This is a genomic window from Aquabacterium humicola (assembly GCF_030167915.1).
GTDB classification, from domain to species: domain Bacteria; phylum Pseudomonadota; class Gammaproteobacteria; order Burkholderiales; family Burkholderiaceae_C; genus Pseudaquabacterium; species Pseudaquabacterium humicola.
Genome location: NZ_JARGNB010000026.1, coordinates 1 through 10,421 on the forward strand (window position 1 = coordinate 1; position 10,421 = coordinate 10,421).

Sequence of the window (10,421 nt, forward strand, 5' to 3'; positions counted from 1 at the left end):
AACGTTTGAGGTAACGCGCGGCCGCCAGCGGAGCGCCAGGGCCGCGAGGCACATGATATGCCTGGGTGCCTCGCGGCCCTGGCGCGTAGCTGGTGGACGTCGCGTTGACCGAAGGGTTAGGCGTCATTGTGTGTTGAGCACGAGTTCAGCGCCAAGTAGATGAACGAGTTGCGCCCCGTTTGGCAGTAGCCGGACCTGCCCCTTGGGCACCTTGCACTCGATGGTGAGGGCGCCGCCCGCTTGAACGACAGATTTCAGGAATCGTCTCTCATGCTTGAGCATGCCCCACAGCCAGACCAAGTGGTCATTGAGCGGCGTGTCCTGCGGCAACGGAGACGAGATGACAACCTCGTTGTTCCTGATCACGGACATTGGCAGCCTCGATTGCACCGTGGCGGTTTGAACGCTTTGTCCTGATACGCGGAAGTCCACCTTTGTCATTCGTCGCTCCGGCGGGGTCGGTCGCACCATCCGGTGTTGGATTGAGTGCAGGCGTCAGTCGCTGCGCGAGCGAACCCCATGACGCCTAACGTTTGAGGTAACGCGCGACCGCCAGCGGAGCGCCAGGGCCGCGAGGCACATGATGAACCTAGGTGCCTCGCGGCCCTGGCGCGTAGCTGGTGGGCGTCGCGTTGACCGAAGGGTTGGGCGTCACTCGTTCAGCTCGAGCAGGACCTCGGGATGGGAGACCGCTACGCGCAAAAGTGTTCTTGCTGCACCTGTGGGCTCACGCCGACCCTGCTCCCAGTCCTGCAGCGTACGCGCCGACACGCCCAGTAGTTTGGCAAAGTCTTGTTGCGAGAGGCCGACGCGCGAGCGAGCTTCGGCGGCTTGGGGGAGCTTGACGCGCGTGACGCGCGCGGCCTGACCGCTACGCATCTGGTTGACCGATTCAAGTAGATCCTTCTTGAACTTGTCGATGTCAGAGGGCATCTTCAACTCCTTTCCTCAGTTCCGCCAAGAAGTCGGATGGCAAGTTGTCGAACTTGGCCTTGGTGTAGACGATGAGCAACCAAATGACTTCGTCGGCAGTATTGAAATAGATGACTCGGCTGCCGCCGCGTTTGCCTCTGCCTGACGCGGCCCAGCGAACTTTGCGGCAGCCACCACTTCCGGGGATGACATCGCCTGCAGTTGGGTTCGCGGCGATCCAGTTGATGAACTCGATTCGTTCTGCGTCAGTCCAGGTCTCAGCTGCGTACCGCTGGAAGATGGGAGTTTCGGCTACGGTTCGCACCGTGCGATACTACGGCATTGCCGTAGTTCTGGCAAGGGGCTGCGACGGCCGGGGGGCCCGTGCCTTGGTGACGCCCAACGTTTGAGGTAACGCGCCCGCAGCGGCAGGGGGCTTGGGGCGCGAGGCACACGATAGACCTGGCTGCCTCGCGCCCCAAGACGCCTGCTGTTGCGGGTCGCGTTGACCGAAGGGTTAGGCCGCATTGGAATGTACGCGGCCTACTCTAGAACGATGCCGAAGGTATACCGCACAGTTTGGAGGATGACGAGCCACACCAATCCGGCTGAGACAAGCGCGCCGGACGAGAGAAACATCGGGATGATCTGTAGGTGCATCTTGGACTTCCCTCGCATTTCCGCGCGGAAGTTCTGCAACTGCTGAATCGCATGAGTCTGATCAATGGCATCGTTGTTGCTATTCAGCAGGCGCCAGCATCCCAGGAGGAGGGCAAGCGCGCCGACGTATGAACCGATGTTGATAAAGGCCGAGGCACTGAGGCCAGTGAACAATGAAATGATTACTGTGATCGCTACGCAAGTTCCAAAGAGCGCGGCAAAACTGTTGAGACTCCGCTTCATGTCCTTCTCCCATTTTCGTTTGTCGGGCAGTCGTACGGGCCACGCCTGCATGCGGCCTAACGTTTGAGGTAACGCGCCCGTGCCGGCAGGACGCTTGGGGCGCGAGGCACATGATAGACATGCGTGCCTCGCGCCCCAAGGGGCCTGCTGGTACGGGTCGCGTTGACCGAAGGGTTAGGCCGCACTGCCTTGACGTGCAGGCCCGGCGAGCGCGGCAGGCCACGAGGCGGGGAGCGGAGGTAGTGGCTCCCAGAACGGAAGGACGCGTTGGATCCTCCCGTCGGTGGCCAACTCGATCACTGCCTCGCCACTTGCTCGAACGTTTTCGTCTGGACCGATGATGGCGCCACCGACGCGAGCGCTGTTTAGGAAGATGTTGAGCCCGGTGACGAGAACGAGGAGACAGCCAGGCCAGTTGTTGTGGAATCCGGTGATCTTCTCGGAGATCTGCTCGTAACCGGCGAAGACCCGCTTTGGTCCCCAGATTTCTGCATCTGGCGTCATCGCCTCACGCAGGAGTTCCATGCGACGACGTTCGTCGTGCTCAGCGAATGCCTCGTAGTACGGCTTCAGGACCTGGAGGAATTGCGATTCGTCCATGGAGTCCCCTCGGATGTGACGGATGTGCGGCCTAACGTTTGAGGTAACGCGCCCGTGCCGGAAGGGGGCTTGGGGCGCGAGGCCGATGATAGTGCTGCCCGGCCTCGCGCCCCAAGACGCCTGCTGGTACGGGTCGCGTTGACCGAAGGGTTAGGCCGCACGCATGCCGGGCGCCGGGACGGGGTGGGTGCTGGGCCACCTATAGCCGAGCACCGTCGCCTTGGGGTAGAAGTGCTCTCTCACCTGCTCGAACTGGTTGCCCCCAAGGAGGTAGAGGGACTCGTTGTCTTCTCGCAGGTAGTAGCCGACATGACCATGCCAGCTCGTTGGCTGTTCGCGCCAGAGTACGGCGATGCAACCAGGGACCGGCTGTTCGATGGATTCGCCCCAGTCAAGCCAGGACCGCGCAAGCGCTGAGCCGGTGCCGGTGATTCCTGCTTGCCCCAGCGACCAGTTGATGAACGACGAACACCACGACACCTTGTCATCGTATCCGGCGATGTTGGTGCCCGCGTGGTATTCAGTGATTCTCGGATTGCTGGAGCCGGGCGGATGTGCGGACACCCCGACTTCTGCAACTGCGATCTCCAACCAGCGCGGGACTACCACTGTGCGGCCTAACGTTTGAGGTAACGCGCGACCGCCAGCGGAGCGCCAGGGCCGCGAGGCAGATGATATGCCTTGACTGCCTCGCGGCCCTGGCGCGTAGCTGGTGGGCGTCGCGTTGACCGAAGGGTTAGGCAGCAGCCTGGATGACAGCAAAGGCAGGTGCTCCATGCCACGAGCTACCTCGGCCTTGCGCTCTGCGCTGCGCCGCGGGGTGGCAGCCACTGGCAGGGCTTCCCAACGCGCAGCGCCCGACGAACTGACTGAAACAGACGGCGGCAAGCGCTGCGAACGTGGCCGGCCTGGGGCCTTGCCCTCTGCGCTGCGCCGCGGGGTGCTAGCCACTGGCAGTGCCTTCCGCCGCGCAGCGCGCCGACGAACTGACTGGAAGGGAGGGCGAAGGCCGCTGGTGCCGCGCCCTGGTGCTGCCCACAACTCATTGAGGGGAAACCTTCCGCAAGGTGCTGCAGGTTCCGGCTCTGAGTTGGCATGGCGCTCAGAGAACTGGTGGCTGTTCAGATGTTCGGCGCGATAGCGCCGCTGAACATGCGTTGCAGTAGCGCGGCCGCTCCACCTGATGCCTAACGTTTGAGGTAACGCGCGGCCACCAGCGGAGCGCCAGGGCCGCGAGGCCGATGATAGGCCGAACGGCCTCGCGGCCCTGGCGCGTAGCTGGTGGACGTCGCGTTGACCGAAGGGTTAGGGCGCATTCTTTTAGCCTGAAGGCTCCGGGGAGTGAAGCGCTCCGTGCAGTATCAGGGGCACGCCTGCTGCTCCGCGGGTATGCTTGGTGTCCATGGATGGACAGCATGAGTATCGGCCTGACTGGGCTGAGTTGCTGAGAAAGCTGCTGTGGCTGTTCTTGGCTTGGGCCATTGCTTCCACCGCGATCGGTTGGATTGCCGGTTCTTCCAAGGGGCACGGCGGCATTGTTCTCTTGCTTGCCGCGTGGATGCTCGGCTCCGTTGGGTTCGCTACTCACGCTGTGATCGTCTGTGTTCGTCATCTGAAGAGACGAAGGACTTGATTGAAGCCAGCAGGCGATCACTGTGCGGTGGCCATGCGCCCTAACGTTTGAGGTAACGCGCCCGTGCCGGCAGGACGCTTGGGGCGCGAGGCGCATGATAGACGGAGGAGCCTCGCGCCCCAAGGGGCCTGCTGGTACGGGTCGCGTTGACCGAAGGGTTAGGCGTCACTTTGTGAGCTGGTGACCGTGCCAGGAGAACCATGCATATGCGAAGACACCAATGACGTAGGCAACGGCTGCGACGACGGCTACCAAGTTGTAGCTGGACCTGACTGAAGGCTTGCGCAGCAGGGCGCGGACGGCCAAGGGTACAGCGACAAGTTCCCACAGCAGCGCCAGCCCACCCCAACAGACAGTGGTTAGCAGGAGAAGCATGGACGGTCCATGTGCGTACAGGACCTCTCCCGAAAGAAGGTAGAGCTCAAGTGCCATCATCACGATCACTGGTGGCACGATTGGCCACAGTAGCGCCAGTGCGGACGGCTTCATGGATTCGCTCTTGATCCTTGACCGACGACAACTGCGGTATGCATCGCGCCCGCCGGCCTCGTGACGCCTAACGTTTGACATGAGAGGCTCGACCCGGCTTGCCGGGGCGAGTCCTCTCGATGGAAGGGTTAGGCCGCATTCTTTGCAACCCACGGCTCACCCACGGCCGCCTCGAGTTGGCTGGGCTCAAACTCAAAGCCAACGTGTGCCGCATGCCAGTACATGCGCTCCCCTTCGTGGATGTGATAGCCCAGGCTTCCTTGAACGGCTAGATGACCGCGAGAAGTTACGGCCCGTACTTCGAGTGCGAGTTCATTTGGCGATACGGAGCGCAAGACTGCAGACCCCTTCAGGTTGCGGCTTAGATCAATGAGGTCTTTTGCGAACCGAGCAATCTCTTCTTGCAGAACCCATACCTCAGTTCTGCCGGTGAATCCGTGAGACTCCGCTGCGACCAGCAACATTACATCGCCGGAGTCGTACCCAGATTTGGCCTCCTCTATCAAGCTGATTTCGAGGAAGTGTTCGTTGCGGACGGATGCGAGGCGAAACATGGTCGGAAGCGGATCCTAAATGCGGCCTAACGTTTGAGGTAACGCGCCCGTGCCGGCAGGACGCTTGGGGCGCGAGACACATGATAGACCGGGGTGTCTCGCGCCCCAAGAGGCCTGCTGGTACGGGTCGCGTTGACCGAAGGGTTAGGCGTCATTGCGACTGCCAGATGCGGCGCCTACTTGAACCAGAAGCTGACGCATGAGCGGCGTGACGTAGAACTGCTCCGCCGAGCGGGCGTTGTCTTGAAGAGCCCAATACTGCACCGTTGGTCGATGCAATGTCATTCTGGCGGAGAGACGTTGTTCGAGTTGTTGACGAGCAAGGGCGAAGCCGGGCGTGTGGTGGAGGTCCTCGACGCACTGGACCAAGATTTCCATGAGTGAGAAGCGTTCCCCCTCAGTCAGTTCTGCTGCGTCATAGCAGGCGATGAACTCATCAAACCTGTCTCGATCAGCGACCTCCCACTCCCAATCCTGCATTTCGCTCGAGTATGGGAGGCCGAGTCGCTTGGCGAGCGCTACGCGCGAGTCCGAAGACGGGAAGCGGGCCGTGAGGGACATGACGCCTAACGTTTGAGGTAACGCGCGACCGCCGGCGGAGCGTCAGGGCCGCGAGGCAGATGATATGCCTTGGCTGCCTCGCGGCCCTGGCGCGTAGCTGGTGGGCGTCGCGTTGACCGAAGGGTTAGGCCGCACTGCTGTTGGCTTTCACTTGAATTGCTGTGGCGAACGGGCACCGAAGAATCTCAGAGACTTTCTCGGTAAGTCGAGCGGTTTCTCGCACGGTACCCATTGAAGTTTCTTCGGGTCGGGAGACCAACCAAATGATCGCAAGTCGGGCCAGTACTCTGCGTGCGCATGCTCCAAACGCCCGTTGACTTCGCGGTAGAAGTAGATTTCCGGGCCGCCGGCTACGTAGAAGCTCGCTCCTTGAGCTGCTGCATCTCGGGCTAGGCGCCGCCAAGCCGGGAAGAAGACTGCCTTCACGACAAGCAAAGCGATGCCAATCAAGAGGATGACAAGAGCGGTAATCATGCGACTCTCGGATTGCGACCGCCGTCTGTGCGGCCTAACGTTTGAGGTAACGCGCCCGCGCCAGCAGGTGGCTTGGGGCGCGAGGCCGATGATAGGCCTGAGCGGCCTCGCGCCCCAAGACGCCTGCTGGTGCGGGTCGCGTTGACCGAAGGGTTAGGCAGCGGCCTGGTTGACAGTAACCGCAGGTGCTCCATGCCACGAAACACCTGGGCCGTGCGCTCTGCGCTGCGCCACGGGGTGGTAGCCACTGGCAGTGACTTCCGACGCGCAGCGCCCGACGAACTGGCTGAATCCGACGGTGGCAAGCGCTGCAGACGTGGCCGGCCTGGGCCTTGCCCTCTGCGCTGCGCCGCGGGGTGGTAGCCACTGGCAATGTCTTCCGATGCGCAGCGCCCGACGAACTGACTGGGAGGTAGGACGAAGAACGCTGGAGCCCTGCGCTCGGGTGCCGACGAGAACTCCTTGTTCAGGCTCTCTAAGATGGAGTGACGCTCGGACGCCTCGTGGCTGTTCAGGTGCTCGGCGCGACTGCGCCGCTGAACTTGCGTTGAAGTAGCACGGCCGCTCCACCTGATGCCTAACGTTTGAGGTAACGCGCGGCCGACGGCATGACGCCTGGCCCGCGAAGCACATGATAGGCCTGAGTGCTTCGCGGGCCAGGTGGCATGCCGTTGGACGTCGCGTTGACCGAAGGGTTAGGCCGCACTTTGCGTGCACGGATTGCCAAGAAACTCTACACGCTGATTGGCATGGCAACGGGTTCTTATGCGCCAGCGACGGGAACGCGCTTGTAGAAGCCTGAAGGTCCGTCGTACACGGCCACTTGCTCGACAGCGCGTTCAGCGGCAAGAAACTTCAGTGCTTGCTCAATGAGGGGATCCTCTCGGTCGAAGACAAGGACGTTGTTGGAGAACGCCTCGCCCAGTTTCACCCTCTGCTCCTTTCCTTCAACAATCGCCTTGAGAAGGACTGCCTCGGTTGGACAACGGTCATCGATCGTGAAGACAAGCGTGCGGTCCGCCTCAGCAAAACTGAGAGTTTCTCCAGAAGGGCTGACATCTTCGCCCGCGTCAAACATGGCTTGTAGTTCGGGATCTTCGTGGCGTTCGGAAGTGACTTGCATAGTGGCGCCGAGTGCCTTGTGAGGCCTAACGTTTGAGGTAACGCGCGGCCGCCGGCGGAGCGCCAGGGCCGCGAGGCAGATGATATGCCTTGGCTGCCTCGCGGCCCTGGCGCGTAGCTGGTGGGCGTCGCGTTGACCGAAGGGTTAGGCCGCACTCGTCCACGCAACGGGCGGCTACGCATGAAGCACAAAGCTTCTCAGGCAAGACGAGTTTCCGGGAAGTTCTCGTCAACGAACCTCTCCACGAACTCCTCAGGGGAGACCGTGACACCTTGGCTGCGCGCCGACTTGAGGAAACTATCCCATATGCGACGAATGCTGTCCGGGAACGACAGCGGCAGGTTCATCTCCAGTCGAACGATCTCCTGCCACGAACCGGTCTTTCCATAGAGAGACGCCAACTTGGGCTCGATCTCTCGGAGCGCCTTACTCTGCTCTTCGTTTAGCTGCCCTATCGCATCAAGAACGTAGCTGTCGAGGAGACGCAGAAATGGCTTGCCAGCGTAGCGGTTCATTGGGGGGGAGGATTGGTGCGGCCTAACGTTTGAGGTAACGCGCGACCGCCAGCGGAGCGCCAGGGCCGCGAGGCCGATGATAGTGCTGGGCGGCCTCGCGGCCCTGGCGCGTAGCTGGAGGGCGTCGCGTTGACCGAAGGGTTAGGCCTCGCATCGCATGAGGAGAGCGAAGGGTCCTTCGGGTCCCAGAGCGCGGTGCTCTTCAGCCCAGCCTTGCGAGAGATAGAAGGCCAATGCTCTTTCGTTTTGTGTGAGGCACTTCAGGCGCCACGGCATGGACAACCAAGATTCGAGCGAGTAGAGCAGGGCGCGGCCGACGCCTCGGCCTTGTTGACTGCGCGCCACGTAGAGGTGATGAACGAAAGACTCCGGCACATAGACGGAGACGAATCCGATGACCTGATCTTCGGGACTGCAGCACACGATAACGGTTTCGCCGCTCGAGACCTCGCTGAAGTTGGGTCTTGCCTTCGCGTTCGACGACAGCCACGGAGCGTCCGCGAGGGCTTGACAGAAGATCGCCTCGAGGGACTCGCGGTCCCGTAGCTCGGCGTGGCGGACGAGATGCATTCGCGCGAGGCCTAACGTTTGAGGTAACGCGCCCGCGGCGGCAGGAGGCTTGGGGCGCGAGGCCGATGATAGTGCTGGGCGGCCTCGCGCCCCAAGGCGCCTGCTGGTGCGGGTCGCGTTGACCGAAGGGTTAGGCGGCTCTCTTTGGGACGACTTGGCGAAGGCCAACGCTCTGCCACCTGGGGAATCTTGCGCTGACCACCGAAGGCGAGACCACAGAAGAACGGCCTCGCTGTCTCAGGTCTTGGGTTGTGCGCTTGGACTCTTTGCGTGCTGCTCTCGCCGCCTCTTTAGGCCGAGCCAAGCAAGCGCCGCAACGATGAGCCCCAGGAGGATTGCAAAAACAGCGTCATCGTATGCGATGCCCGCGACTGCTGACACCAACAAGATGATGCATCCAAAGGCGAAGTCGACGCCTGTCATGGTGAGTGCCGTGCTGAGCCAGGACTGACGGCCGCCAGCTGGCACGTCATCCGATTTGGGCATTGGTGGCATGAGACGCCTAACGTTTGAGGTAACGCGCCCGTGCCGGGAGGGCGCTTGGGGCGCGAGACACATGATAGACTTGGGTGTGTCGCGCCCCAAGCGGCCTGCCGGTGCGGGTCGCGTTGACCGAAGGGTTAGACCTCGCTTATGCCAGAGCCTCGCGAACGACCTCAGGGTGCTTTCTCGCAATGCGAATCAGCGCCTGGGCCGCTCCAGATGGAGAGCGACGACCTTGCTCCCACTCTTGAAGAGTTCTCTTCGAAATGCTGAGTGCAGTAGCGAATTCGGCCTGCGATAGGCCGGTGCTCTGACGCGCTTGAACGACCTCGTTTACCTCTACCTCCGTTGCGCGAGCAAAGTTCCTTGCCTTCATTTCGCGCACTGACTGTAGAAGCTTGAGGCCGAGTTCCTCGCCAGAGGACGAAGTCTTTGCTGCCTTACGCGTTTTCATCTTCGATCTCCTGCCGGATTTCCTTGAGGATGTGCCCAGGTATGTTGTCTTTGACCGCCTTGGGATAGACAAGAAGCATGCATAGTTCGCCGGCTTCAAGCCGCGTGAAGTAGATGACTCTTGCTCCGCCTTGTTTGCCCATGCCCGGCCGTGACCATCGGACCTTCCGACAACCACCGCTGCCAGGAACAACCGTTCCGGCGTTCGGGTCTGTGGCGATCCAGTCGAAGAACGCGAGGCGCTCTTCGGCCGACCAGATCTTGGCTGCTTCTGCGACGAACGTCGGGGTTTCGTAGACGGTGAGCACGCCAGAGTGTACGTCTTTGACGTATCTTCCGCAAGTGCTGCTTGTTGCCCTGCGAGGTCTAACGTTTGAGGTAACGCGCCCGTGCCGGCAGGAGGCTTGGGGCGCGAGGCGCAGCATACCCCTGGGAGCCTCGCGCCCCAAGGCGCCTGCTGGCACGGGTCGCGTTGACCGAAGGGTTAGGCCACACTCTGCTTACGGCAGCCAGGTGGCGGTATTGATGACCGGCAGGAACCTGGCGTTTTGTTCTTCCGGACTCCCCTTGCCCTCAATGGTAAAGAACGCGAGCCTACCTGCGGGTGAGACGATCATGTACTGAAGAAAGTAGCCTGACGAGAATAGGCCGGCAGTTTCCGATCCGGTGAACATCAAGAGACTTCCATTTGGCAAGGAGCTACGAGTGAGTGGGATGACCACCTTGCCGACCTTCTCGCCTTGCTTTCGAAGAAATCCTTCCCCGCCCTGCGCCATCCTTTCTTGCTCCGCAGGTGCCGACTCAGCGGTCACCTCCTTCCCTGACCGCATGACGGTAACCAGAACCTTCTCGCCAGACGGGCCGTTCATTTCGAAGGGGGGCTTTGAGGAGCTTGGGGTGAAGCCCTCAGGCCAGTCGAGTTGCAGTGAGCCGAATCGGACCTCGACGGCGACAACGCATGCACACGAGAAGGTGAGTACCGCTGCGGCGAGAAGTGACGTTGGAAGTGGCATGACGGGTCTTGTGAGGGGCGGATTGCCAGGCGAAGTGCAACACCTTTGCGAAGGGGGGCGGTGAGTTGGAGACTAGCCGCTTCTCTTCGGGCAGGAAGGGTTGCAGCATGGAGTATCACCAACTCACCTACAGGGAAC

Annotated in this window: 16 protein-coding genes; all 16 read right to left on the bottom strand. The window is 61.5% G+C overall.

All coding sequences use genetic code 11. The annotated features are described in order from the left end of the window. Nucleotides 1-123: 123 nt before the first annotated feature. The 16 genes from P1K89_RS32925 to P1K89_RS33000 all read right to left on the bottom strand — a co-directional run bounded on the left by P1K89_RS32925 (nt 124) and on the right by P1K89_RS33000 (nt 10,283). Entirely contained in the window at nt 124-441 is a 318-nt protein-coding gene (locus tag P1K89_RS32925) for a hypothetical protein (protein ID WP_284620768.1), read from the bottom strand. Nucleotides 442-651: 210 nt separating this feature from the next. Continuing rightward, entirely contained in the window at nt 652-879 is a 228-nt protein-coding gene (locus tag P1K89_RS32930) for a helix-turn-helix domain-containing protein (RefSeq protein ID WP_439898069.1), read from the bottom strand. A gap of 43 nt (nt 880-922) precedes the next feature. Further along, nucleotides 923-1,237 (bottom strand): type II toxin-antitoxin system RelE/ParE family toxin, encoded by a 315-nt coding sequence (locus P1K89_RS32935; protein ID WP_284620770.1) that lies wholly within the window; start codon nt 1,235-1,237, stop codon nt 923-925. 218 nt (nt 1,238-1,455) lie between these two features. After that, on the bottom strand, nt 1,456-1,815 hold the full coding sequence (locus tag P1K89_RS32940) for a hypothetical protein (RefSeq protein ID WP_284620771.1): 360 nt from the start codon (nt 1,813-1,815) through the stop codon (nt 1,456-1,458). A 174-nt stretch (nt 1,816-1,989) separates the two neighbouring features. Next, nucleotides 1,990-2,415 carry a nuclear transport factor 2 family protein gene (locus P1K89_RS32945; protein ID WP_284620772.1) on the bottom strand — a complete coding sequence of 142 codons (426 nt, stop codon included), beginning with the start codon at nt 2,413-2,415 and terminating at the stop codon, nt 1,990-1,992. Between the two features lie 150 nt (nt 2,416-2,565). Continuing rightward, the gene (locus P1K89_RS32950) at nt 2,566-3,006 is read right to left on the bottom strand and encodes a TIGR02594 family protein (protein WP_284620773.1); all 441 of its coding nucleotides are present in this window, start codon (nt 3,004-3,006) and stop codon (nt 2,566-2,568) included. A 1,207-nt stretch (nt 3,007-4,213) separates the two neighbouring features. Continuing rightward, nucleotides 4,214-4,537 carry a hypothetical protein gene (locus P1K89_RS32955; RefSeq protein ID WP_284620774.1) on the bottom strand — a complete coding sequence of 108 codons (324 nt, stop codon included), beginning with the start codon at nt 4,535-4,537 and terminating at the stop codon, nt 4,214-4,216. 128 nt (nt 4,538-4,665) lie between these two features. Further along, the gene (locus P1K89_RS32960; protein WP_284620775.1) at nt 4,666-5,091 is read right to left on the bottom strand and encodes a WapI family immunity protein; all 426 of its coding nucleotides are present in this window, start codon (nt 5,089-5,091) and stop codon (nt 4,666-4,668) included. A 144-nt stretch (nt 5,092-5,235) separates the two neighbouring features. After that, nucleotides 5,236-5,652, bottom strand: a complete 417-nt coding sequence (locus P1K89_RS32965; RefSeq protein WP_284620776.1) for a hypothetical protein — start codon at nt 5,650-5,652, stop codon at nt 5,236-5,238. Nucleotides 5,653-5,799: 147 nt separating this feature from the next. Then, nucleotides 5,800-6,126, bottom strand: coding sequence for a hypothetical protein (locus P1K89_RS32970; protein ID WP_284620777.1), 327 nt, complete (start codon nt 6,124-6,126; stop codon nt 5,800-5,802). 763 nt (nt 6,127-6,889) lie between these two features. Further along, nucleotides 6,890-7,249 (bottom strand): hypothetical protein, encoded by a 360-nt coding sequence (locus P1K89_RS32975; protein ID WP_284620778.1) that lies wholly within the window; start codon nt 7,247-7,249, stop codon nt 6,890-6,892. Nucleotides 7,250-7,446: 197 nt separating this feature from the next. Next, on the bottom strand, nt 7,447-7,764 hold the full coding sequence (locus P1K89_RS32980) for a hypothetical protein (protein ID WP_284620779.1): 318 nt from the start codon (nt 7,762-7,764) through the stop codon (nt 7,447-7,449). 141 nt (nt 7,765-7,905) lie between these two features. Further along, on the bottom strand, nt 7,906-8,334 hold the full coding sequence (locus tag P1K89_RS32985; protein WP_284620780.1) for a GNAT family N-acetyltransferase: 429 nt from the start codon (nt 8,332-8,334) through the stop codon (nt 7,906-7,908). A gap of 631 nt (nt 8,335-8,965) precedes the next feature. Continuing rightward, nucleotides 8,966-9,271 (bottom strand): helix-turn-helix domain-containing protein, encoded by a 306-nt coding sequence (locus tag P1K89_RS32990; protein ID WP_284620781.1) that lies wholly within the window; start codon nt 9,269-9,271, stop codon nt 8,966-8,968. Continuing rightward, a complete protein-coding gene (locus tag P1K89_RS32995) occupies nt 9,258-9,578 on the bottom strand; it encodes a type II toxin-antitoxin system RelE/ParE family toxin (protein WP_284620782.1) in 321 nt (106 codons plus the stop codon). Before P1K89_RS32995 ends, P1K89_RS32990 begins: the two co-directional genes overlap by 14 nt. Before the next feature lie 192 nt (nt 9,579-9,770). Next, nucleotides 9,771-10,283, bottom strand: a complete 513-nt coding sequence (locus P1K89_RS33000) for a hypothetical protein (protein WP_284620783.1) — start codon at nt 10,281-10,283, stop codon at nt 9,771-9,773. Nucleotides 10,284-10,421: the final 138 nt, after the last annotated feature.